Annotated in this window: 20 protein-coding genes; 8 read left to right on the top strand and 12 right to left on the bottom strand. The window is 54.9% G+C overall.

Annotated features, from left to right (window positions below; all coding sequences use genetic code 11):
• Positions 1-28: 28 nt before the first annotated feature.
• The 4 genes from GPK89_RS10930 to GPK89_RS10915 form a co-directional block, all read right to left on the bottom strand.
• A complete protein-coding gene (locus GPK89_RS10930; RefSeq protein WP_215693094.1) occupies positions 29-1,198 on the bottom strand; it encodes a DUF4179 domain-containing protein in 1,170 nt (389 codons plus the stop codon).
• A complete protein-coding gene (locus GPK89_RS10925; RefSeq protein WP_215693092.1) occupies positions 1,191-1,745 on the bottom strand; it encodes an RNA polymerase sigma factor in 555 nt (184 codons plus the stop codon). The genes GPK89_RS10930 and GPK89_RS10925 overlap by 8 nt, the downstream gene beginning before the upstream one ends.
• Positions 1,746-2,022: 277 nt before the next feature.
• Positions 2,023-3,459 (bottom strand): sensor histidine kinase, encoded by a 1,437-nt coding sequence (locus tag GPK89_RS10920; protein ID WP_215693090.1) that lies wholly within the window; start codon positions 3,457-3,459, stop codon positions 2,023-2,025.
• The gene (locus GPK89_RS10915; protein WP_215693088.1) at positions 3,456-4,145 is read right to left on the bottom strand and encodes a response regulator transcription factor; all 690 of its coding nucleotides are present in this window, start codon (positions 4,143-4,145) and stop codon (positions 3,456-3,458) included. Before GPK89_RS10915 ends, GPK89_RS10920 begins: the two co-directional genes overlap by 4 nt.
• A 309-nt stretch (positions 4,146-4,454) precedes the next feature.
• Between GPK89_RS10915 and ychF the strand changes: the two genes are divergently transcribed.
• Entirely contained in the window at positions 4,455-5,585 is a 1,131-nt protein-coding gene (gene ychF, locus GPK89_RS10910; RefSeq protein ID WP_215693086.1) for a redox-regulated ATPase YchF, read from the top strand.
• 13 nt (positions 5,586-5,598) lie between these two features.
• The gene (locus GPK89_RS10905; RefSeq protein WP_215693084.1) at positions 5,599-6,282 is read left to right on the top strand and encodes a 5'-methylthioadenosine/adenosylhomocysteine nucleosidase; all 684 of its coding nucleotides are present in this window, start codon (positions 5,599-5,601) and stop codon (positions 6,280-6,282) included.
• A gap of 181 nt (positions 6,283-6,463) precedes the next feature.
• Here the strand turns inward: GPK89_RS10905 and GPK89_RS10900 are convergent, their stop codons facing one another.
• Together GPK89_RS10900 and GPK89_RS10895 are read right to left on the bottom strand one after the other, a co-directional pair.
• Entirely contained in the window at positions 6,464-7,651 is a 1,188-nt protein-coding gene (locus tag GPK89_RS10900) for a DEAD/DEAH box helicase (protein WP_215693082.1), read from the bottom strand.
• 95 nt (positions 7,652-7,746) lie between these two features.
• The gene (locus GPK89_RS10895; protein WP_215693080.1) at positions 7,747-8,331 is read right to left on the bottom strand and encodes an RICIN domain-containing protein; all 585 of its coding nucleotides are present in this window, start codon (positions 8,329-8,331) and stop codon (positions 7,747-7,749) included.
• Positions 8,332-8,585: 254 nt separating this feature from the next.
• On the opposite strand from GPK89_RS10895, the gene GPK89_RS10890 reads away from it, so the two are divergent.
• From GPK89_RS10890 to GPK89_RS10870, 5 genes are all read left to right on the top strand, one after another.
• Positions 8,586-8,990: a methylglyoxal synthase gene (locus tag GPK89_RS10890; RefSeq protein ID WP_215693078.1), complete on the top strand. Its 405-nt coding sequence runs from the start codon at positions 8,586-8,588 to the stop codon at positions 8,988-8,990.
• A gap of 536 nt (positions 8,991-9,526) precedes the next feature.
• Positions 9,527-9,907, top strand: coding sequence for a TnsA endonuclease N-terminal domain-containing protein (locus GPK89_RS10885; protein ID WP_215693076.1), 381 nt, complete (start codon positions 9,527-9,529; stop codon positions 9,905-9,907).
• A complete protein-coding gene (locus GPK89_RS10880; protein WP_215693074.1) occupies positions 9,904-11,781 on the top strand; it encodes an integrase catalytic domain-containing protein in 1,878 nt (625 codons plus the stop codon). The genes GPK89_RS10885 and GPK89_RS10880 overlap by 4 nt, the downstream gene beginning before the upstream one ends.
• Positions 11,771-13,048 carry an ATP-binding protein gene (locus GPK89_RS10875; RefSeq protein WP_215693072.1) on the top strand — a complete coding sequence of 426 codons (1,278 nt, stop codon included), beginning with the start codon at positions 11,771-11,773 and terminating at the stop codon, positions 13,046-13,048. The genes GPK89_RS10880 and GPK89_RS10875 overlap by 11 nt, the downstream gene beginning before the upstream one ends.
• Complete coding sequence (locus GPK89_RS10870; RefSeq protein ID WP_215693070.1) at positions 13,045-14,052, top strand: TniQ family protein; 1,008 nt, start codon at positions 13,045-13,047, stop codon at positions 14,050-14,052. The genes GPK89_RS10875 and GPK89_RS10870 overlap by 4 nt, the downstream gene beginning before the upstream one ends.
• Before the next feature lie 8 nt (positions 14,053-14,060).
• On the opposite strand, the gene GPK89_RS10865 is transcribed toward GPK89_RS10870, so the two are convergent.
• The 6 genes from GPK89_RS10865 to GPK89_RS10840 form a co-directional block, all read right to left on the bottom strand.
• A complete protein-coding gene (locus tag GPK89_RS10865; RefSeq protein ID WP_215693068.1) occupies positions 14,061-15,017 on the bottom strand; it encodes a replication/maintenance protein RepL in 957 nt (318 codons plus the stop codon).
• Between the two features lie 640 nt (positions 15,018-15,657).
• Positions 15,658-18,687, bottom strand: coding sequence for a CAP domain-containing protein (locus tag GPK89_RS10860; RefSeq protein WP_215693066.1), 3,030 nt, complete (start codon positions 18,685-18,687; stop codon positions 15,658-15,660).
• Between the two features lie 326 nt (positions 18,688-19,013).
• Positions 19,014-20,348 carry a type IV secretory system conjugative DNA transfer family protein gene (locus GPK89_RS10855; protein ID WP_215693064.1) on the bottom strand — a complete coding sequence of 445 codons (1,335 nt, stop codon included), beginning with the start codon at positions 20,346-20,348 and terminating at the stop codon, positions 19,014-19,016.
• 10 nt (positions 20,349-20,358) lie between these two features.
• Positions 20,359-21,024, bottom strand: a complete 666-nt coding sequence (locus tag GPK89_RS10850; RefSeq protein ID WP_215693062.1) for a plasmid recombination protein — start codon at positions 21,022-21,024, stop codon at positions 20,359-20,361.
• 254 nt (positions 21,025-21,278) lie between these two features.
• Positions 21,279-21,596, bottom strand: coding sequence for a hypothetical protein (locus GPK89_RS10845; RefSeq protein WP_215693060.1), 318 nt, complete (start codon positions 21,594-21,596; stop codon positions 21,279-21,281).
• On the bottom strand, positions 21,596-22,168 hold the full coding sequence (locus tag GPK89_RS10840; RefSeq protein ID WP_252261640.1) for a recombinase family protein: 573 nt from the start codon (positions 22,166-22,168) through the stop codon (positions 21,596-21,598). Before GPK89_RS10840 ends, GPK89_RS10845 begins: the two co-directional genes overlap by 1 nt.
• A 430-nt stretch (positions 22,169-22,598) precedes the next feature.
• Here GPK89_RS10840 and GPK89_RS10835 point away from each other — a divergent pair, with 430 nt between their 5' ends.
• The gene (locus GPK89_RS10835; protein ID WP_215693057.1) at positions 22,599-23,270 is read left to right on the top strand and encodes a SprT-like domain-containing protein; all 672 of its coding nucleotides are present in this window, start codon (positions 22,599-22,601) and stop codon (positions 23,268-23,270) included.
• Positions 23,271-23,729 lie beyond the last annotated feature (459 nt).

The following is a 23,729-nucleotide window of genomic DNA, read 5'->3' as shown; positions in this document are numbered from 1 at the left end:
CGGACAGCTTCCCCCGAGGGGGAAGCCTTTACGGCAGCTCCACGGTAAAGGTCGTCAGCTCTGCATCGGTGTCAAAATCGTAGACCTTTACCGTCAGGCTGCGGCAGTTTTCCGGCACGGCAGCAAAGTAGTCATAGCTGGCCTTGGTGCATTGTTCCGGGTGGTCGAAGTCCGCCGGGTCGGCCGTCCATGCGCCGTCCGTCCACCAGCCGCCCTCGCCGCGCTCGTGCCCCAGCTCCGTGCCATCCTCGGTGAACAGCCTCACATTCACCCAATGCTGTTCCGCCGGGAAGCTCAGCAGCACTTTGGTCGCGGCGGGCGTGGCCGTGACGCTTTGCAGGGTGATGCCGTTTTGTTCCACGGGCGTTTCCATCGTGCGCACGCCCGCATCGCTGACCTCGGGAATGGTAAAGGTCAGTGTGTAGCTGCCGGGCAGCGGGGTCTGGTCTGCGTAGTCATAGTGCCAATAACTCTGGCCATCGGTTTCGAGAATACTCTTGTTGCAGGCCACGAGGTCGGACAGCGTCAGCGTTGCCGTGTGCCCGGCCAAATCATCGGGTGCAAGGAACAGCTCATAATTGATGCCCGTGACAAAGGTGCGGTCATCGCGTTTTTCAAAGGAAACAGCGCCGTTCAATTCCGTGCCGTTATCCAGCACCAGCGTGCCGTACTGCCCGCCGCCGTTCTGCAGCGCCTTTTCAACGGCATCCTCGCTGGGGCCGATGGCGTTGAACCCGGCCAGACTATCGTCCTCGGCGGTCAGCATCAGGCTGATGCGCAGCCAGTCGCCATCGTTAAACACCTGCCCCAGCGTCAGGGTGTAGGGCGTGTCGGCGCTCTCTGCGGTGGCCTCCACCGTCTCGGCGTATTTATTCAGCTGCTCGCTGTGCAACGAGGTGTAGTCCTCCTGCCCGCCGCGGTTCAGCCAGCTGAACAGGCTGCCCACCACAGGCAGCTGTTCGGCCACGGCGGGGGCGGCAAAGTTGACGCTGCCCAGCCCCACGGCCATGCAGGCTGCGGCTGCTGCGGCCACCCGCCCCCATGGAAAACGGCGCTTGACGGTCTTTTTTGCCTGTGGCAGCTTGGCGCAGGCCGCGTCCAGCACGCGGGCAAATTCATCATCGGTCAGCGGGGCGGCGGGCATCGGCTGCTCATTCAGCGTTTTCAACAAATCGGCATCAAAATTTTTGTTACGCATGGGTGTACACTCCCTTCTCGGTCAGTTGGCGGCGCAGGCGGTCACGCCCGCGGCTCAGGCGGGTGTTGACGCTCTCAACACTCATATCTAGCGCGGCGGCGATCTCCCTGCCGGATTGCAGCAGATAATACTTGCGCAGAAAGATGTCCCGGTCCGGCGGTTCCATGGCGGCCACCAGCGCCCCGACAAGGTCGGCGGCATCGGCGGTAGCGCGGTCAAACTCAGCCAGCTCGCCGAGCGTTTCGGCCAGGCCGTCGTCCAGCGTCACCGTCTCGCGGCGGCGCAGGGCGTTGTAGCGGTCGATGCCCTTGTTGCGCGCCGTGACAATGAGCCACGGCCGCAGCGGCGTGGCGGTGCACTCCAGCTTGGCCGCATTGCGCCAGAGCGAAACAAAGACATCGGCTATGCATTCCTCCCGGTCGCAGGGATTCTGCGGCAGGATGCGGTTCAGCACCGCCTTTACCAGCGGCGCGTAGGCAAGCATGGCTGCCTCCAGGCCCTCCTCCGGCTGTGTTTGCAGCAATCGGGTCAATTCCCGGTCCTTCATGGGTGGTTCCTCCTTTTTGTGGGTTCTGACTATATAGACCCGGGCGGGAGGAGAAATCTTACAGATTTACTAAAAATGCCTTCCCCTGAGGGGGAAGGTGGCCCCGCAGGGCCGGATGAGGGGCGAGTTCGCTGCGATTGCCCGTTCCCGGGTTGCCGTGGCACACCTGCCCCTCATCAGTCAGCGGGCGGGGCCGCTGACAGCTTCCCCCGAGGGGGAAGCCTTTCCCGCGTACAAAAAAACAGACGCCGTTTTCACAGCGTCTGTAGGTTTTGCTTTACTGCCCTGCCGGCAGCGTGAACACGAACCGGCACCATTTGCCTTCCTCACTCTCGGCGTGGATCTGGCCGCCGGACAGGTTTATCAAAATCTTGCAGATGTGCAGTCCCAGGCCGCTGCCGCGGGTGTTCATGCCGCGGGAGCGATCCTCCTTGTAGAACCGCTCAAACACAAAGGGCAGGGCCTCCGGCGCAATGCCCGCGCCGGTATTCTCAATACGCACCTCCACCATGTTGCCGTGGCGCTCGGCGGCAAAGCTGATGGTGCCGCCCGCCGGGGTGAACTTGATGGCATTGTCTACGATGTTATACACGACCTGATGCACAAAATCCGGGTCGGCATAGATCGGCAGCGGGTCGCCGCCCAGCCCCTGTATGTCGATTTTGCCGTCCTCAATGCGCTGCTCGTCGGACAGCACCACGTCGGTGACAGTTTTCCACAGATCGTAAGTCTGGGCGTGGATAGGCACCTCGCCCGCCTCGAGCTTGGTGATGTCCAGCATATTCTGCACCAGCCGTGCCAGGCGGCCTGTCTCCTGCGAGACGATCCCCAGGTAATGCTTGGTTTCTTCCTGCGGAATCGTGCCGTCCAACATACCGTCGATGAAGCCCTTGATGGTCGTCATCGGGGTACGCAGCTCGTGGGCAATGTTGCCCATGAACTGCCCGCGGGAATTGTCGATGGTTTGCAGCCGCGCGGCCATATTATTAAAAGTAGTCGCAAAGTCGGCCAGCTCCACACAACCGTCCACCGGGGCGCGGGCCGTGAAGTCGCCGCTGCCCAGCCGCCGCGCAGCCTCGCTGATATCCTCGATTGGCCCGGTGATGCGCCGTGCCAGCACCCAACACAGGATGCTGCACAAAATCAGAATGACCGCCGCCGAGATGCCGAACATCGCCAGCATATCGCTCATGTAACCGCCCAGCGCTGCCATGGGGCTGGCGGCAAACAGGTAGCCGTCCTGCCCGCCCACTGTGATACGCCGCCCGGCCGTGTAATACTTGGCGCGGTAAACACCGCCCAGCGTGCCGGTCTCAAAGATGTCGCGGCCCTCGTTCAGGTCGTCTATGTACTCGGTTGGCACGCTGCCGCCGGTGAAAGCGTCGTCGCCGGTGTGCAGTAAAATGTTGCCGCCGCCGTCCGCAATGAAAATCAGCGCCCCGGACGCCGTGTTGAACAGTTCAAACCCACTGTGGGCGCGCTCCATAAGATCGTCATCCTGCAAAGGCTTTGTGACGATGGAGCCTTCGTCGGCAAACCGCTCACTCAATGCGGTCGCGCCGTTGAGCACATCGGTCAGCGAACTTTTGCGCTCGCTGATGAAGTACGCCGCCGAGAGTGCTGTCTGGATGGCGCACATCACGCTCAGCCCCAGCACAAGCACGGCGGCAATGGTGGCAAAAAATTCGCGGCTGATCGTGTTGCGGCGGCTCATTCCTTGACCTCGAACTTATAGCCGACGCCCCAGACGGTTTTCAGGCTCCACTGCTCGGAGGCACCCTCCAGCTTTTCGCGCAGGCGCTTGACATGGACGTCGATGGTGCGGGAGTCGCCGTAATACTCAAAGCCCCACACCTCGTCCAGCAGCTGGTCGCGGGTGTACACGCGGTTGGGGTGGCCCGCCAGGCAGGCCAGCAGTTCCAGCTCCTTGGGCGGGGCCTCGACGACTTTGCCCTTGACTTTCAGCTCGTAGCGGTTCATATCGAGGTGCAGGTTGTCGAAGTCGTAGACGCCCTTGTTTTCTTCCTCCTTGGCGGAGGAGCGGCGCAGCACGGCCTTGATGCGGGCCGTGACCTCTTTTGCGTCAAAGGGCTTGACGATATAGTCATCAGCGCCCAGTTCCAGGCCCAGCACCTTGTCATACGTCTCGCCTTTGGCGGTCAGCATGATGATGGGGGTGTTGTCCTTGGCACGGATTTTACGACAGACCTCCCAGCCGTCCATCACCGGCATCATGACGTCCAGCAGCACCAGATCGGGGTGCAGCTTGTCGAACTCGGCCAGGGCGGCCGCGCCGTCATGGACCATCGTTACGTTGTAGCCTTCCTTGACCAGGTACAGGCGGAGCAGTTCGCAGATATTTTTATCGTCATCGACGACCAGAATTTTCTCATTTGCCATCTTGGTTTCCTCCCTAAGCCGCCAGGCGGCAGTTTATAAGGTTATTATACCGCATAATTGTGGACAAAAAAAGAACAGATGACCGTCTTTGTGCAAATTTTTCGTGGCAGAACAAATTTATATGGTATGCCCCCCTGCCGGGCGTTCTCAATAGCGATTTGGCTGCGCCGCCAGAAATCACCAAAAGCCGCCACAAGCCCGTTGAAAGCGGTGCATTTCTGTGTTATAATTTAAATAGTATGTCATGATTCAGGGGCAACACCCCCCGCGCGATAAAAAGCAACGACAACAAAGGAGATATAGAACATCATGAAATTGGGCATCGTCGGCCTTCCAAATGTGGGCAAATCCACCCTTTTCAACGCGCTGACCAGCACGCAGAACGCGCAGGCAGCCAACTACCCTTTCTGCACCATCGAGCCGAACTCCGGCATCGTGCCGGTGCCGGATCCGCGGCTGGACAAGCTGGCCGAGATCTGGCAGACCGATAAAAAGACGCCTGCCATCGTTGAGTTTGTCGACATTGCAGGTCTGGTCAAGGGTGCCAGCCAGGGCGCGGGCCTGGGCAACAAGTTCCTGGGCCACATCCGCGAGTGTGACGCCATCGTCCATGTCGTGCGCTGCTTTGATGATGACAACATCATCCACGTCGTCGAGGACGTCAACAAACCCGAGAGCGTTGACCCCATCCGCGACATTGATGCCATCGACCTGGAACTGATTCTGGCCGACCTGGAAGTCGTCAGCAACCGCCTGGGCCGCCAGCAGAAAGCCGCCAAGACCGGCAACAAGGCTGCCGCGGCGGAGGCCGCCTGGCTGGCCGACCTGGCCGCCTGGCTTGAGGGCGGCAAGCCCGCCCGCAGCTTTGCCTTTGACGAGAGCGACGATGCCGTGAAGGCCACCCGCAAGGAGCTGGGCCTGCTCTCCGCAAAGCCGGTCATCTACGCCTGCAATGTGGGTGAGGACGACCTGCTGGGCGGCCTCGACGAGAACCCCTACTATCCTCTGGTCGCCGCCCGCGCCAAGGAGGAAAACGCCCAGGCTATCCCCATCTGCGCCAAGACCGAGGAGGACATTGCCGGTTCCACGCAGGAGGAAAAAATCGCGTTCCTGCAGGAAATGGGCATCGAGTCCACGGGTCTCGACAAGCTCATCAAGGCCAGCTATGAGCTGCTGGGCCTCATCAGCTTTTTGACGGACGGCAAAAAGGAGTGCCGCGCCTGGACCATCAAGCGCGGCACCAAGGCCCCGCAGGCTGCCGGTAAGATTCACAGCGACTTCGAGCGCGGCTTCATCCGCGCCCAGGTCATTGCCTACAAGGATCTGGAGGACGCCGACTTCAACTACGCCGCCGTCAAGGCCAAGGGCCTGCAGCGCACCGAGGGCAAGGAATACGTCGTGAACGACGGCGATGTCATCGAGTTTTTGTTTAATGTATAAGGAGAATCCGACCATGATTATCGGCATTATGGGCGCCATGCCCGACGAAGTGGACCAACTGTGTGCCCGGCTGGAGAATGTGACCAGGGAGACCTACGCCGGGGTGGAGTACCACTGCGGCACCTTGCAGGGCAAGCAGGTCGTTGTCTGCTGCGCAGGCATGGGCAAGGCCAACGCCGCGTCCACCGTGCAGGTGCTGTGCACGAAATATGGCATTGACAAGTTGATTTTCAGCGGCATTGCGGGCAACATGACCAGCAAAATCGGCATCGGCGACGTCTGCATCGGTGAGACGGTCGTCTACCACGACGCCGAGCTGAGTATGATTGCCCAGAGCGCACCGTTCCAGACCGAGTACCACGGCGACCCTGCGCTGGTCAGGGCCGCGCTGGACGCCTGTGCTGCCTGCGGCGTGAAGGCTATTGCGGGCAAGATCGCCACCGGCGACACCTTCGTCGGCGACGCCGAGACGAAAAAAGTCATTGAGGAAAAGTGTCATCCCGACTGTGTCGAGATGGAGGGCGCGGCGGTCAGCCAGGTGGCGGGCCGCAACGGCGTGCCCTGCGTGATTCTGCGTGCCATGAGCGACAACGCCGACGAGAGCGGCTATGAGGTGCTGGTGGTCAAGCAGTTCAGCATCACTGAGTACGTTAAGACGGCAACGGAAATCGTCGCGCGGATGATCGAGAGCGTGTAAGGTTCTACAAAAAATGCACCTGCCTGTGTGGAATAGGCAGGTGCGTTTTTTGTTGTAGGGGGGGCGGCGTCCTCGACGCCCCGCGGAAGGGCAAGGCCCCTCTCTACAATGCCAAAGATAAAGGGGCTATCCCCCTCACGTTGCGGGCCGGGCATACCCGATCCCTACGGCTTTTCTTTCCTCAAAAATACGCCTTGATCTGGAACTTATCCTCCTGCCTGGCCTCTTCCACCTTCAGATGCTCGTGGTTGAAGTCAAACTTCACGGCCTTGCAGTCGTCGGTGTTGCGGGTCAGGCGCAGCAGCTGATCCACACGCTTCTGCTCCTCTTTCGTGTAGAACAGATAGCTTGCGCCCTGCTTGCGGGCGCGGCCCGTGCGGCCAATGCGGTGGGTGTAGTGCTCGTTTTCCTCGGGCACATCGTAGTTGATGACCGCATCCACGTCGGAAACGTCGATGCCGCGGGCGGCCACATCAGTGGCGACCAGCACATCGATTTCCCCGGCCTTGAACCGCGTCATGATGCGGTTGCGCTCGGCCTGGGACAAATCGCCGTGCAGACAGTCCACGTTGAAATTCAGCCGGGCCAGCTGGTTGGCCAGCATACCGGTGTTGTACTTGGTGTTGCAGAAGATCATGACCCGCTTGTAGCCCTCGTCAATGATGATCTGGGCGGCGTCGGCCAGCTTGTCGCGGCCGGTGGTCAGCAGCTTGTACTGGGCAATTTTCGGGCTGGAATCCTCCACCGGCTGCACGCTGACCTCAGCGGCGTTGTGCTGGTAGAGCCAGCCAATGTCCAGCACCTCACGGCTGATGGTGGCCGAGAACATCGACAAGCTCTCGCGGTGCTTCATCAGGTCGATGATGTACTTGACGTCCTTGTAGAAGCCCATGTTCAGCATCTCGTCGGCCTCGTCCAGCACGACGGTCTTGACGTCGGACACATCAATGGCGTGGTGGCGGTAGTGATCCATCAGGCGGCCCGGCGTGGCAACAACGATCTGGCAGCCCTGCTTGAGTTGACGCTGCTGCTTGTCCATGCCCGCGCCGCCGTAGACGCAGACGATTTTGATGGCAGGCAGAAACTGCGCCAGGTTTTGCAGGTCCTGGGCGATCTGCTGGGCCAGCTCACGCGTGGGGCTTAGGATGACGGCCTGCGGCTTGAGGCTGCCGGGGTCAACCTTGGACAGGATGGGGATACCGAACGCCACGGTTTTGCCGGTCCCCGTGGGGGCCTTGGCAATCATATCGTGCCCGCCCAGCATCAGCGGAATGGCCTTTTCCTGAATTTCGGTCATATCGGTAAAGCCCATCGCCTGCGTAGCGCGGATGATCTCGGGCGAAACATTGGTAAGTTCGGTAAACTGCATGGTTGGTACTGCCTTTCGGTTTTTCTTTTTATTATAACAACATTTTTCCGTTCCCGCAACAGAAAAAAAGCTTCCCCCGCAGGGGAAGGCTTTTCTCACTTGTTCTTACTTGTCCGCCGGGCGGCTTTGCCGGACGTTTTCTTCTCCGTCTGGGTGCGGGTCGCCTTGGGGGCGGCTTTCCTGGTGCCGGGCTTCGGGGCCGGTGGTTCCTTGTCCAGCAGGCGCGCGGGCACGGGATCCAGCTTCCACAGCTGGTTCTCGCCAAACACATCCTGCCAGATCTGGGCCTGGGTGCCGTTGTCCACGCGCATACCCACCAGGTCAATGACCTTGTCGGCCAGGACATTGCGCAGCTTCACCTTGCCGCCGCCTGCGTCCACAAGCTGCCAGCGCTGGCCCGCCCCGGCGGTCTGGCTCCACTGGTGGACCCAGGTGCCGTTGCACACGCCGGACATGGCCAGGTCCATGACCTTGCCGGTAAAGCGGTTCTTGATGCGGTACTCGCCCTCGCCTGCTTCCACAAACTGCCACTGCTGCCAGGGCTGGCCCTCGTAGCTCCACAGGCGGATGGACGCGCCGTTCTCGGTGTTGAAATCAGCCACTTCCAGCACACGGCCGTTGGCGGCGGCAATGGTGTAGTACGCATCCGGGCGGATGACGGTCTGGGCAGATTTCTTCATGGTTGAGCCTCCTTTTAGACAGAATACGATACAATGTTCTGTCCGTTTTTTTCATTATAGCACAACTGCGCCGCGCGGTTTCACCAAATTTTTGTTGCCGTCTTTAGCTATTACGCCAATATTTGTAAGGACATCGCGCAATTTTTGGCAATTTTTGCGGCCACGGCACTTGCAATTTTTATTCATACGTTATATTATATAGTATATGCTTGTTGTTCAGCCGCGCGGCGGCTTGTAGAGGGAGAGTTTCAGCCATGAGAATTGCCTTGATTGCCCACGATTCCCGCAAGGAATTGATGGCCCAGTTCTGCACGGCCTACGTGCGCATTTTGTCGGAGAATGACCTGGTCGCCACCGGCGTGACCGGCAAGATCGTCCATGACGCCACCGGCCTGCCGGTGCGCACGCTGTACCCGGGCGGGCGCGGCGGTGCCGAGCAGATTGCCGCCATGATCGGCTGCGGCGAGGTCGATATGCTGCTGTTCTTCCGTGACCCGGTGGGTGCCAAGCCCGGCGAACCCAACGACATGACGCTGCTGCGCCTGTGCGATATGCACACCATCCCGGTTGCCACCAACATTGCCACCGCCGAGGTCCTCATCCACGGCCTGGAGCGCGGCGACCTGGCCTGGATCGAATTGCAGCGCGGGAGAAAATAAAATAGCAACGCTGACATAGGGCAAAACAATCCGTCCAAAAAGGCAGAATGTTGAGTAAAATAGGATTAGGCCCCAGCGCTCCGCGCCGGGGCCCCTTTTCTTTCCCGAATCGATTTCAGATTATATGTTTCCCGTCGTTTCTCCGCCGATTTTTCAGAATATAATCAGAAAAAAATCTGAGAAAATGCGCTGCGAGCGGAACGGAGTGGAGCGAGCCTCGTTGAAAAAATTTTGGAAAATGGCTTTGCCTTTCCGGAATTTTTCAAGTGCCTCTCCATATAGTATATTTTATCGATTTTGGAAGAAATGAGAAAACGGCTTTGCCCCACAACACAGATTTGCACGTTGCATCACTGTGTTGTTGGGGCAAGGCCGTTTTCCTATTTTGCGAAAAGGCACACTCATTTTCCATTTTTCGCGAGAAATCTGCATTTTCGTTCGATTTTTCAAAAAACAGGAAATTTTCTGTGCCCTATGGGGCAAAGATATTTTCCTTTTTGGCTGTTCAAACTCTAGCCCCAGAAAGGGGCGCTATCATGCGCAAGCAAATCCAAAAAGAGCGTTGTACAAAAATCAAACTAGAAAAATGTCCACGCGTCTGCTGTCTGTACGATAAGGTACAGCTTGCCGCTGCGCGGATGCTCAACGCTGACCCGTCCGTGATTCATATTCAGTGCAATATCCCGCTCTCACTTGACGAAATTCCAGCCGACGACCTCAATCTGCCGAGCGAAACCTACACGACGGATTTTGTAATCCATTTTGCGGACGGCAAAGCCGCCGTCCGTGAAGCTGTTTTCCGCTCACATCTAAGCCGCCCATCTGTCGCGGAACGATTGGAATTATCCCGCCGATACTGGCATCAGCAAGGCATTGACGACTGGGGCATTATTATCGACAAGGAGCGTGTACCATGAGGCAGAATGATTTGCTTAAATCCGACACAGGTGACCATCTGCGGGTCTTGCTCTACAGCGACCAGCAATCCTACGTCGTCAACTGTCAACGCTGCAAAATGCCTTTTCCAATCTCAACGCCGAGCCTTTTACAGATGGAAAAAATGCCGCAGGATATGTACCGTTTACTCGCTCTCGACGAAGACGTTTCAGACCGCCAGCGCCAACAACGTGACCGCCGCGCCGAACTGATTGCACCGCTTTTGGCCGAGGAATGTATCTGCGACAAATCCTATCGCAACAGGGTCTTGCGCGAGATTGTCTCCGTCAATTCCGTCTCACGCAAAACAGTCCTGCAATACCTTTGGCTGTACTGGGTTTACCAGTCCAAAAATGCGTTACTGCCCTCCGAAAAATCCAACGCCGAGAAACGTCCTTTATCAACAGACGAAAAAGCCATCCGCTGGGCGCTCAACAAATTTTATTACACTCCACAAAAGCAAAGTTTGCAGACCTCTTACAAAATGATGCTGCGGTCAAAATATTGTGATGCCAAAGGCAAATTGAAACAAGACTATCCCTCGTTCTGGCAGTTTCGTTATTTTTTCCGCCAGCACCGTGACCCCATCAGTGAAAGCATCAGCCGCGAGGGTATCAAGGCATACCAGCGCAACCACCGTCCATTTGTTGGGGCTGTCAGCGACTATGCGGGCACGATTGGCACATACATGACAGATGCCACCGTTGCGGACATCTACATCGTTAGCCGCCTGTCTCGTCGTCCTATCGGCAGACCTGTTATCTACACAATGGTCGATGCGTACAGCCGTCTGATTACCGGTGTGTATGTTGGCTTAGAGGGTGGACAATACGCTCTGCGTTTGCTACTGCAAAACACCTTTGCAGACAAGGTTTCTTTCTGCCGTCAGCACGGCCTAGAAATTGACCCGCAGGACTGGCCGAGCCGCCATCTGCCGACCAAAATTACGACTGACCGAGGGAGCGAGTTTCTCGGCGGCCCGCTGGAGAACCTTTGCGAGAGTTATGGAATCGAAATCGAGAATCTGCCCTCTTATCGGCCCGACTTAAAAGGTGTGGTTGAAAAATTGTTTGATTTAATACAGTGCGCCTACAAACCGTTACTGAAAGGCAAAGGCGTTGTTGAATCCGACACACAGGAGCGCGGCGCTCCCGATTATCGCAGACAAGGCACACTGGATTTGGAACAATTTACTGCCATCGTTCTCCGCTGTGTCCTTTTTTACAACTCTCAATATATCCAAACAGGCTTTATCCGCACTCCTAATATGGCAAGCGCTGGCATCATGCCCACCGCTGCTGCCATCTGGTCGTTTTGCTTGGCACAAGATGATTGCCCTGTGTCAGTTGCCAGTGACCCCCATTTGCTTTACGCGCTACTCCCCCGCGCGGATGGAAAAATCACACAACGCGGGCTTGAACTATTTAATTTGCGTTTTTCAAACTGCACTTTTAAAAAGCGTTTCGTAACTGCCGGGCTGAATGGCCGGGAACTTGTCAAAGTCGCATATAGTCCAGATTGTCTTGACACCGTTTATCTATATGAAGACGGCGACTATATGCCATTCACGCTGTCGCAAAAAATGTATCTCGGAAAATCCCTCGCCGAAATCGCGGATATGCAGCAATCCGAGAAAAGCGAGAGCGCAAATTGGAAACGGCAGGAATTGCAAGCCCAAATTGATTTGATGAATGACATAATGCAGATTGCCGACAGCGCCGAGCGCGGCATCAGCGACAAGGGTAAAATCAGCCCGCAGATACAGCGCGGACGGACGATTGCACGGGCGCAGGAACATATGTCCATGATTGATTTGCTGACTGCCGAGCAAAAGGAGAACTTTAATGAACGCTGAATATACAACAAGCCTTTTATACCCCGGCAATCCATACGTCGAAGCCTTGCCGCCTATGCTCGCAGGGCAAGAGCTAATCCGAGCATTGGCATCCGTGCCGTTGTGCAGCACCAGTGACCGAGACCGCAGCACCGGGGAGCGTCTGCAACTTTTGTCCGCACTCTATGAGTTTTACCAGCCCTTAACGATGACACTAGACCTATATTGCGAGGTCTACAACGCCATGCAGCACTGCTATGGGCAGTACACGCCGCAGCGGGAGGCCGCTGCGTTCCAGCAGGGCTACGCCGCTATGCAGGGCAAGGCTGTTGCCGCATCTATTGGTGGCGGCAATTCTTTTTCGGTTGTTGGTGTGTCTGGGCTGGGCAAGTCAACGGCATTGCAGCGGGTTCTATCTCTATTTCCGCAAATCATTCACCACGAGCGCTACAACGGGCAAATGCTTTGCTGTCAGCAAATTCCCTATCTGGTCGTACAGACCCCGCACGACGGCTCTGTCAAGGCAATGATACTGGACATATATTTGCAGTTGGACGCTCTGTTGGGCACAAGCTACCAGCACTACGCATTGGCACACAAACTGACCTTGGATGTGCTAGTGAGCCAGCTTAATCAAATCGTCCGCGTCAATCATGTCGGTCTTTTGGTGATTGATGAATTGCAGAATATCGCCTACCGAAAAAACGGTATCCGTTTTATCAATTTTCTTGTCCAGTTAATCAACGGCGCGGGTGTCAGCATTTGTATGGTCGGAACGCCCCGTGTGCTGCAAGTGTTACAGCAGGAGTTTCGTTCCGCTCGCCGCACGACTGGGCTGATATATGACAGGCTGCCCGACGACAAGGAATTTGCCCTGTTGCTGCACGGCCTATGGCATTATCAGTACACCCGCTTTGCAACGGATTTGACCCCCGAAATGCAAAGCTGGCTGTATCGCAAGACGCAGGGCATCCCGGACGTACTAGTTAAACTGTTGTACAACGCACAAAAGCTGTGCATCTTGGACGGGCGAGAAAAACTTGATTTTGAAGTTTTTGAAAGTGCGTATTTAAAGAACTTGGGCATGGTATCTGACTATATGGCAGAGCTTGCAACAGTCCGCGTTCCCCGCCCGCAAAGAGAAGTGAAACACTCCCCGGCAGCGATCCGCTCACCCGAAGCCGCCTCTCCCCACGATTTGCGGGGAACGCTACGCGCTGCTAAAAAGAGCGGCAGACCGCCGTTAGAAGTGTACAGCGAGTACATCAAAGGCGAGGTCGAGTTATGATTCCATTTTTTCCCGCGCCTTACCCAGACGAGCTATGGTACAGCGTCATTTGCCGCTATCATATCCGCAGCGGCAATCCATCGGTCAAGTATTCCATCCGCGAATTGTACGGTACAAATCATATCAACGTGCCTGTCGAGTTATGCGGGGCGCTCTCTCCGTTGCTTGAGGCAATTCCAACAAAAGCCCTCACCACCAAAGACATTATTATGCAGCACACACTTTACCCTTATTATACCCGCTTCTTTTCCACCAACCGCAAAAAAAGTGCCTATATGCTGGCGTTGAACGGCAATCGCCATGCAGGGCAGCATATAGGCATCTACCAGAGCAGCAGCATGGACGCGCGGCGGCTGCGCTACTGCCCCGAATGCTTTGACGAGGATATTGCAGCTTATGGCGAGCCGTACTGGCATCGGCTGCACCAGATACCCGGTATAGCCGTCTGCCCCCGGCACGGCTGCTGGCTGGCTGACACCGAAGTCACACTGACCGGGCACAGGCACAATCTGCTGTTTCCCGCCCTGCCGGACTGCCACCTGCTCCCCACGCCGGACACCACGCCCACCGCAGCGCAAAAGACCTTTGCTGCGTTGATGCAGGACGCATTGACCGCGCCGTATGATTTCCACGGCGGCGGCGGTTATCGAGCCATCATCAAGCGAGCCTTGCGCAATCGCGGCTATGCGTCAGTGACAGGCGGCAGGATTTACGCCGCCAGAATCGCAGAGGTGGTCAACGCTTTTTACGGCGGAAATTTTGAAAGTGTAGATTCAAATGAGATTTACGGTGTCGCGTCCAACAATCGCACGGTATCTGTCCGCAAGATTTTACAGCTTGCTTGTTTCTTGGGGCTGTCACTTACTGACCTGCTTGCCCCGCCACCAGAGGACAACACTCTCGTGGAAATCCGGGAAATGTATCAGCAGGGCGTCAGTATGTACCATATCGCCCAATTGTACGGCACAGACCGTAAGACGATTGCCCGTTGGGTCAAGCCTTAAATGCAGCCTTACGGTTTCTTTGGCGAGGTAGGCAGCCCCACCGGAATGAATGGTTTTCCGTCGTTGTAGGGGGAAAGCACCCGAAATCGGTAGCGTTTCAACTTGGCCTCATTTTCTGCTTGTACCCCCGTATAGCGGCGCTCTAACACTTTCTGTTTCCGCTTATTTCCATTGGCAACCACGAGGGGGTTAATCATCCAGTTACAGTTACAATATCGTATTATCAGATTCCGTTTTTTTAACTTTTTAACAGCACGATTGACAGTCGGAACAGATACTCTCACCTCGTCAGCAATCACCGTTAGTGGCCTATTATAAGTGCCGCCACCTTTTGATTTGTTTATATCCATCATGTGGAGCAAAACTCTCAATTCGTTTTCGCTCAATCCTGCAATCGCTCCAAAAAACACATCGTAGATTTTCCAGAATTGCGTATTCCCATCAAGAAACATCAACTCGTCGTCGCACTCTGGCGGCAGCGGGAGTTCTTCCGCCGTGACTGGATTTTTCAAGACATACTTTCCCACAACCAATGCAGCACCCGTCCGCTCACTGACGTACTTATCGTACTCGGCCATCAATAGTGCAATCTGCGTCTGATTACCCATTGCCAGCATACGCGGGTTCAACATCCACACGCCCTGCCCTATGCCGATAATCAGCCGCTTGCTTTCCATCTTTTTTATGGCGCTCGCAACGGTATCTCTTGTGCAGGAAAGTTCCTTTCTAAGCTCCGGCAGGGTACACGCTATATGGTTTGTTTTAGGGTCTGTGCGGTGCAGCAGATTTGCCACAACCTTGCTCTCCACCGTGCCATACCCTAGCAGCGCCGCGAAAAAATCCTTGCTGGCTTGCCAAAAATGCGTCTCTCCGCGCGTGATGGACTGCGGGGCATCAATACCCGTGTAGACCTCGCCCGTTTCCAGGTTGATTGCAGTATATGTGGTTTTGACTGTTTTAGGCATAATTTTACCGTTCCATTTGATATATTGTGTGCTTGTTTGTGATAGATAAAACTATCATATTTTCGTTTTCACCATTTTATTTTTATCGAATTATCGCTGTATTTTAGAAATTCCCGTTTTGCCTTTCTTATTATAATATTAGCACCTTTTCCCCCTAGTACACACTTTATGGGTAAGCGCCTTTTTCCTTTTCCCTTATAGGGGAGATTCTGTTTAATATTATTATATCGCACCAGAAATATTGCTTGCAACCGTTTTAGCGGCAATTACTGCATGGGTACGCTGCTTGTTTATAGCGTCTGTTCAACCCAGCAACGGGTCGATAGGGGCAAGGTTTCTCTGTCCTTTGTGTGAAAAAATGGGCTTGGTAGCTACGCTCACGCCACACCGATAGCCGGGCGGCAGCGGCAAACCATCTATTATTACAGCGACAAAGGTCAGCAATCAATTTAAGGCAAGCAACAACTTTCCTACCCACGAATGTTTTGCGCAGTAGCAACTTGGGTGGGGGTGGTTGCTTTCCGGCAAGTGATCGCTGTGGGGGGGAGTGTTACTTTCCCATGCGCAAAACATAACATCTACCCTATACAATAAAAAGACCGGGGCTGTTGTAGCTCCGGCCTTGTAGATGGGATTTACTTTATTCTGCTGCGGTCTCCGTGGTTGCAGAGTCCGTGACAACTACAGCGGCAATCTCCACCGGGGCGGAAGTGTCACTGGCGGCAGATTGGGTGTCCGTGTTGTAGTCCGGGTCACGGACGAAAATCTGGATGCCGAAAACGCGGCCATTGTACTCTTTCAGTGCGCAGACCATGCCGTTTGCATCGGGGTTCATAATGGCGGCAAGATGTCCCTCGGACTGCGTCCAGAGGTAGAACATATGCCCCTTGCCGAAAATGCCTGCATCATTTGCAGCGTTCTCGCCCCACGCCAAATCTTGCTTATCGCCAAGAGCCGTAGCTGCGCCGCTTCCGTCTGGGCGAACGTGCGGGTTGCCCCACTTTCCGCCGTAGTCTCCGTAAGTAATATAGTTCTGCACAAGTTCTTCAACGCGAATATCTGCCGCATACTGCAAATCGTCGCGGTAAGCAAGTGTGCTAAGATTATATTTCGTGCGCAGACCGTTGGTCTGCTCAAAGATGTCCTGCTCCCACTCTTTCTGGTTGTAGTTGGCATTCAGGTCGCAACGGCTGCAAAAACTGTTGCCAGACGAGTAATCATGCCCCAGCGCGGCAATTTCCTCGGTCTTGGTCTCGTTGCAGACAGTGCAAGTAAACGTCTTCACGCCCTTGCCGTCGCAGGTGGCCTCGGTGGTAATCTTTCCGGCATCCCATGCGTGGTTGCCGGTTGCGGGCAGGTCTTTGACGTGTTCCGTCGTGCCGCAAGTCTTGCAGGTGCGGTCAACGCTGCCCGCCTTGCCGCAGGTGGCCGGGGTGGTGGTCTCGTTCCAATCGTGGCCCGTGGCCTCGATGGTCTCCGCCTTGGTCTTGTTGCAGACGGTGCAGGTGTACAACTTCTCGCCTGCCTCGGTGCAGGTAGCAGCTTTAGTCACAACGCCGTCGTTCCACTGGTGGTCTTCGGTAACAGGCAGTTCTTTAACAAGCTTGGTATCGTTGCAGCGCTGGCAGACATTTTCCACCTTGCCTGCGTCCTTGCAGGTGGCCGGGGTGATGACTTCTTTATAGTCGTGGCCCAGCGCGTCGGTGTAGTTGTCCTTGTAGGATTTTTCGGCGTTCTGGTTGCAGGTGTGCAGCGTGTAGCCCTGCTCGGTGCAGGTGGGGTCAACCACAGTCACCGTAAATGTGTACTTCTTCGCCGGGATGGTCTCGGTGTAGGTGTGGGTCGGGTCGTTTTCGCAGGTAAAGGTCATTTCGCCGTCGCTCTCGTAGGTCGGCTCTTTGGTGATTTTACCCGCATCCCATTTGTGACCCAGCTTTGCAATGGTCTCAGTTTTGGTATGGCTGGTATCATTTTTGCAAGTGTAGGTTTTAACACCGTCTTCCGTGCAGGTCGGCTTAGTAGTAACCTCCCCGTCGTTCCAGTTGTGTCCAAGCGCAGGGATAGCCTCGGTCTTGGTGTGGTTTCCATCGTTCTTGCAGGTGTAGGTCTTCACGCCGTCGGCCTCGCAGGTCGGCTTAGTCGTGACAACGCCGTCATCCCAGTCGTGGCCAAGCGCGGCAACGGCTTCCGTCTTGGTTTCTGTGCAACTGTCGTTCGTACATTTAAAGGTTTTCTCGCCCTCGGTTTCGCAGGTCGGCGCGGTGGTAATCGTACCGTCATCCCACTTGTGACCCAGCGCAGGGATGGCTTCGGTCTTGGTGTGGCTGGCATCGCGCTTACAAATGTAAGTCAACACGCCCTCTGCGGTACAGGTCGCCGGGGTCGTGACCGTGCCATTATCCCAGTCGTGGCCCAACGCTGCAACAGCCTCGGTCTTGGTCTCGGCGCAGCCATCGTTGGTGCATTTAAAGGTTTTCTCACCCTCGGTCTCACAGGTCGGCGCGGTGGTGATTGTGCCGTCATCCCACTTGTGCCCCAGCGCAGGGATGGTCTCGGTCTTCGTTGCGCCGTCGCGGGTGCAGGTGTAGGTCATCACACCCTCTGTCGTGCAGGTTGCCGGAGTCGTGACAACGCCGTTGTCGTAATCATGGCCGAGGGCGGCAGTGTAGTCGCGCTTCTCGGTCAGGTTCTTGTCCTGGTCGCAGATGTAGACGGTGTAGCCCTGCTCGGTGCAGGTCGGAGCGACGGTCTGGCCCTTGTGCCATGTCTTATCCAACACCGGAATGTCCTCGGTGCGGGTCTCGCCGCAAACCGTGCAGGTAAAGGTCTTGACGCCCTTCGCGTAAATCGTTGCGGCCTTGGTGACAACACCGCCATCCCAGCTGTGGGGCAGCTTGGCGGTGTACTCGCCCTTGTAGGTCAGGCCGGGAACCTCGTTGCACTCGTAAATCGTGTAGCCCTCGGACGTGCAGGTCGGCGCAACGACCTCTTTGATATGGTAGGTTTTATCCAGCTCCGGCGTTTCCTCGGTGCGGGTCTCGCCGCAGTTTTTGCAAGTGTAAGTAATTGCACCCTTTTCGTAGTAGGTGGCTTGCTTGGTGACAACGCCCGTGCCCCAGTCGTGGCCGTTGGGGGCAACGTAGTTGTCGTTGTAGTTCATACCGCCCCACTCTTGGCAGATGTGCTCGTCATAGCCCGCCGTCGTGCAGCTTGCGGGGTGCTTGCGGACGACGTAAGTGTAGGTGATGGGTTTCGGCGTAGCCGTGGGTGCAGGAGCAGCAGCCTGTGCAGGTGCTTTGGCCGTATTGGTCGTTTTACCGGACTGACTGCCCTTGTTGGAGCCGGAATTGTTTTTGCCGCTGTTGGCATTGCCGCTCTGCGAGCCGGAAGACAAGCCGCCGTTATCGGTGCTGCCCTGCTCGCTCTTGCTGTCGGTGGATTCTGCTGTCGATTCCGCCGGGGCGGGCGTAGCCGTGGGGGCAGGGGTTGCAGTCGGTGTGGGCGTGGCGGTAGGCGTTTCAGCCTCCGAGCTAGCCGCCTCGCTCTGGCTGGTGGACGACGTATCTGCTGTGTCTGCCTTGGATTTGGAGCCACAGGCAGTTGCACTCAACGCGACGGTTGCCGCCATAGCCACAGCGACAACGCTCTTGGCACAAGACTTTCTTCGCATCGTTGACATACTCCTTTGATTTTCGGCGGGAGATAGAGCTTATCCTTACGGAGTGTACACTCCGTAAGGGAAGAGGCGCCTCTTCCGCGATTTTCTTTTTTAATTGCCATAACATAGCAACTTATAAGAAATATATCATACTTTGGCCGGTTTTGCAACACTTTTGAGGCATTGACGCAAGAAAATTACGGTTTGATTTTACTTCAAAAAGTTGCTGATTTGAGTGGCAGCAATATTTTTATCACAAAGGGCAAGACGTTTGGTGAGGGCGCGGGCCTCCCGGTAAGTGATCCGCTAACGGAGAGACGGCAGCTTTCCCCGCGCCCCTATTTGAAATAGAAATTTTTCCGCAAACGGATTGCACCATCATCACAGATAACAAACAAATCCTGCTCCAAATGCGCAAGGTCGGCGGGCTTGATTATTGGCTGGGGCTTGGCATTAGAATCTGTTTCCAGTGGAGACCGCTTGTCACCTATCATTTTTGAAAAATACTCCTGCGTTTCGGTGTCCTTGCAGCCGAGCAAGACGGTAAACTTAAAATTACCGAGCATTGCTTTCCGCTCATCCTTTCCGTAAATCATATCAAGGTCGGCCAGCGATTGCGTCAGCACCATTATACGGATATGGCGTTTGCGGAGCTTACGCAGGGCCTCGGTGATTTGCAATTTCCCAAAAGACGCGAACTCGTCCAAGCAAAACAGAATCATTTGTGTATGCTCTTTTGGACGCGAGGAAAAATACTCCATCGACTGCGCCGTGATGATACGCAGCAGGTCTCCGTAGATTTTCAGCTTTTCGTCGGGAATGTAGATATAGATGCTGTTGGTTTCCAGTGTGGCCGGACTGATGGATGGCTCATAGCTGGCAGTTTTTCTAAGTGCATTTTTAATTTTGTCATTTGTGGCAAATAATTTTAGCGCATCGTCTGCCGCCTGTTTGCAGCCTGCTGTGTTTTGCTCACTCGCTCCGACAAAGGAACTGATATACATATTGGCAATTTTGTTCTTTTGCTGTGCAATATCGTTTAGCAAGCTACGCCAGTCATGGCCTAGGAAATACTCGCAGATTTCGACAAAGCCCCAGCCCATGCCATAATAGCAAATCAACGCCGCCGTTATCATTTTGCGGCCATTTTTTGCAAAAAATATGCCCGCCTCGCTGTCATTGGCTTTGTCTGGCAATAACAGGTAAGCAAGCTGCTCCAGCCGCTCCTGGCGTTCGCTCTCGTCCGGGGCAGCGTCAATGGATGCGAACACATCATAAGGCACACAGTCTTTGGCCGTTGGGTCAAAAATAATTTTGTTGGGCATGCCCACATTGGCGGATATGTCGCCGGATATATCCACGACAAGGGCAGTGCCCTGCCAACTCCTTAATGTTGGAATCAGCAGGGCACTTGTCTTGCCAGTGCCGGACGGGCCCATCACGATAATGTGCCCCTCGTCTGGCTCCGGCGAGTACGCCAACAGACCATATTTTTTCCCCAGCAGCACGCCTCGCGCTTTGGGGGCTGGCCGATAGACAATATTTTTTCGCGCAAATGGATTGGGCAGGTGGTTGGCCTGTCCGTGCAGATAGACCAGCACGAGTAGCACAACGGCCAGAATCGCTATTGTGCCGTACAGATAACAGTCGATAAGTAACACGGCCTGTTTCATGGTGTATTCCTCAAAAATGTAGTTCTTGTTCGACCCTTGGCCCGCCGAAATCAAGCTCTGGACGCTCGGTTTCCTGCTCATATTCCTGCTCACGTTCAGCCTTGAGTTCTGCGACGGTTCGATTACCGCCCTGTGCGCGGGTCACGCCAGTCATAACGTGGGCATCCTCTAGGCCGTGTTCGTCTAAGTAGCGTTGCAAATCCGGGTGAAAATTGCGAAGCTCTCGACGGTCTAATACGTCATTGGCGCACACCTTATATCCCTCCTCGTGTTTTTTGTCCTCGACCACAGGCACAAAACAAAAATGCAGATGCGGTTGACCGCCCTCGTCATCGTGGACGACAGCCTGTATGACGTTTTCCTCGCCGTATCGATTTTCGAGAAAATCATAGACGGCTAGAAAAAAATCGTCGAACTGTTCCTGTTCTAAGTCCTGCGGTGCGGTTACAACCCAGCCCGCCATGACCTTAACATCGTTACGGCCATAGACGTACAGTTGGCTTAACCGCTCTTGGAAATAGTCGTAATCGCTCATGCCCCTGTCGGGCGACAGCACATAGTCCTGCCGCAGCCGCACCGGGTCAATGTCCGGGTTGCTAGAATGAGCGATTTGCCTTAGGTTGTGGCGCAGTTGATTGTAGACTGCGCCCGCCGTAAATTTTGTTACGCTCGCCACGTCGCGTTGCTCCTTTCTCGCGCTTGCCGCGCGCCCTTAAATCTGCCGGAGCTTGCGGGATGTCTATTGCAGCTGTAATCTGCAATACAAGGTATGGCAGTTTCCCCGGAAACTCCCACCGCCCTTGCGGGCTTACCTTGCCAGAGGGGCGTGACCCCTCTGGGCTCCCCGCTGCCGACAAGACCCTCTTGCCGTCAGTGGGGGCTGCGGCCCCCATCAGAACGACTTCCCGCCGTTCCTGCCCCTTGGGATTCTCAACGATGCAATTCAGCGCAGATGTATTGCTGCATCTCCTGCAACACGCACTCGTAAGCCGCCATCTGCACATCCTGCGCAGATAGCTGGCTTATGTCGTATGCGCGGGCCATATGTATCGTGCAAACTTTATCTGGCTTTTCCGTCGGGTCACAGATGACCCGAACGTGCGCTGTACGCATCCCGTCTACGGTTTCAATGTGAGCAAAGCCGTCATAACATGACACCTGTGTACTGTCCTGCTTTGATTTTTTGCGGCGATACCAACGGACGGTGTGGGGATAAAATTTAATATCCAATACAGTAATCTTTTTCATTATTGGTTTCTCCTTTTTCGATTCTCGCGTTGTAGTGTGCTGCGCGAGATACCTGTCATTTTGGTAACTTCCTTGTAGCTGTGATTTTCAAGTAGGCAAATCGCATGGTCGATTTGTTCACGAGAAAACTTAGGCGGGCGGCCATCCCGAAAACCTGTCCGACTGCGAGCGGCGGTCTTGCCTGTTTGTGTGCGCTCAATTATCAATGAGCGTTCAAATTCTGCGAATGCCAGTAGCATCGTCACCATCAATCGCCCCATTGGGCTGTTGTCAATCACGCCCATATTTAGGATGTGGACTGCCGCGCCTTTGCCGCGCAGATAATCCACATAACCCAGCCCCTCTTTGGCTGTCCTACAAAAGCGGTCTAATTTGCAGACGACGAGCGTATCACCCGTTTCCAACTGCTCACAGATTTTTGCGAACTCTGGTCGCTCTGACGCGCCGGAGGCCACCTCACGAACGATAACAGCCGTGGGATACTTTTCTAGTATCTCCGCCGTCTGCTCGTCTAGTGACGTTCCCGGCGCTTGACCTTTGGTCGATACACGAACGTACCCGTAGACCCTCAATAAAACCAACTCCTTTTGAACCTATCTTTTGGAGCGGGATAAACCCGCTTGTCAGTTGGAAGATTTCAAAGCATCGGAAGTTTGAACTTTTGATGCTTTTTTCTTTCCAAATGTACTATACCTACATTGCGCATCAAAAGCGCTTTAAAAATCTAGGAATACGAAAATTTCACATTTTAAATAAGGAACGCCGCTGCGGCGGGACGAGGAAGCGTGGCCCTGCCGCTCAAAAAAGTATATAAGCCCCCAGCCCTAAGTCAACAGACTTTCGCGGCATATTCTCGCACGTTGCGGGGAGTGCTGCGATATTCCACGTTCTGTTGACACCGGGTTGGGGGCTTTACTTTTTCTTTTCGCCGGCAGGGGTCAATCTGCTAACCACTTCTGCGGGGATTAAAAGTAAACTTTTAAAAGCGAAAGGAAAACGAAAATGAAACAAACGATTAAAACAAGCCGCGTGGCTGGACAACTCGAAAAAATGTTTCGACTTCTCAACAATCACTTTTTTGATGGCGCGTTGCCGGAAGTTGTTATCAGCCTCAAAAAGACCGTTGGAGCATACGGACATTTTACCTGCGGCAAGGTCTGGCAGGCGGGCGATGAGCGGCGGTATGAAATCAACATCAGTTCGCCCACGCTCAACCGCCCAATCGAGGAAACCTGTGCCACGCTTTTGCATGAGATGTGCCACCTTGCCTGCGCAGTTGGTTACGGCTCAAAAATCCTTGATGCGGACGGAAACCCCGAACCCATCAAGGACACCAGCAATAACGGCGTGTATCACAACAAAAGATTTAAGTCAATGGCCGAGGCGCACGGGCTGGAAGTGGAGCACCACCCCAAATACGGTTGGACAATTACCAGCCCCGGAGTTGACCTGTTGGATTTCATCGAGCAACAGGGCTGGCAGGACTTGCAGATGGTCGAGGGTGTTTCCCTGCTGGATGTGCTCGGAACGCTCCCCAAGGGCGGGAGCAGAACCAAAAAGCCCAGTAGCACCCGCAAATACATTTGCCCCAAATGTGGCAATAGCTGCCGAGCAACGAAGGCAATCAACATAATCTGCGGTGACTGCATGGACAAAATGATAGTCGCCGAGTAATTCCCCACAAACAGAGAAAATGGTCGAGTGAGAGTAGACCAAGATTTTATTATATAAGGGGTATACTTGATGTGTTACGATTTCTATTCTTGTCCGTTTGAACCAGATATTTGCATCCCGCCATGTGGAGACCATGAAGAATGCAAAAACTGCGAATGGATAAAAATCGTCAAACTCAAAAATTATAAGTGTACATATAATAGTTACAGTTTTGACCCTATTATTGACACTCCCTCTATCGTATGTTACTATGACATAGGGCAAAACAGTTCCGCCAAAAAGGCAGAATGTTGAGCAGAACAGGATTAGGCCCCGGCGCTCCGCGCCGGGGCCCCTTTTCTTCCCCGAATCGATTTCAGATTATAAACAACTCCGTCGTTTCTCCGCCACTTTTTCAGAATATAATCAGAAAAAAATCTGAGAAAATGCGCTGCGAGCGGAACGGAGTGGAGCGAGCCT

It is taken from the genome of Gemmiger formicilis (assembly GCF_018784445.1).
GTDB lineage: Bacteria > Bacillota > Clostridia > Oscillospirales > Ruminococcaceae > Gemmiger.
Note: the sequence above shows the minus strand (reverse complement) of the source record. Positions and strands in the feature narration are given on the sequence as shown.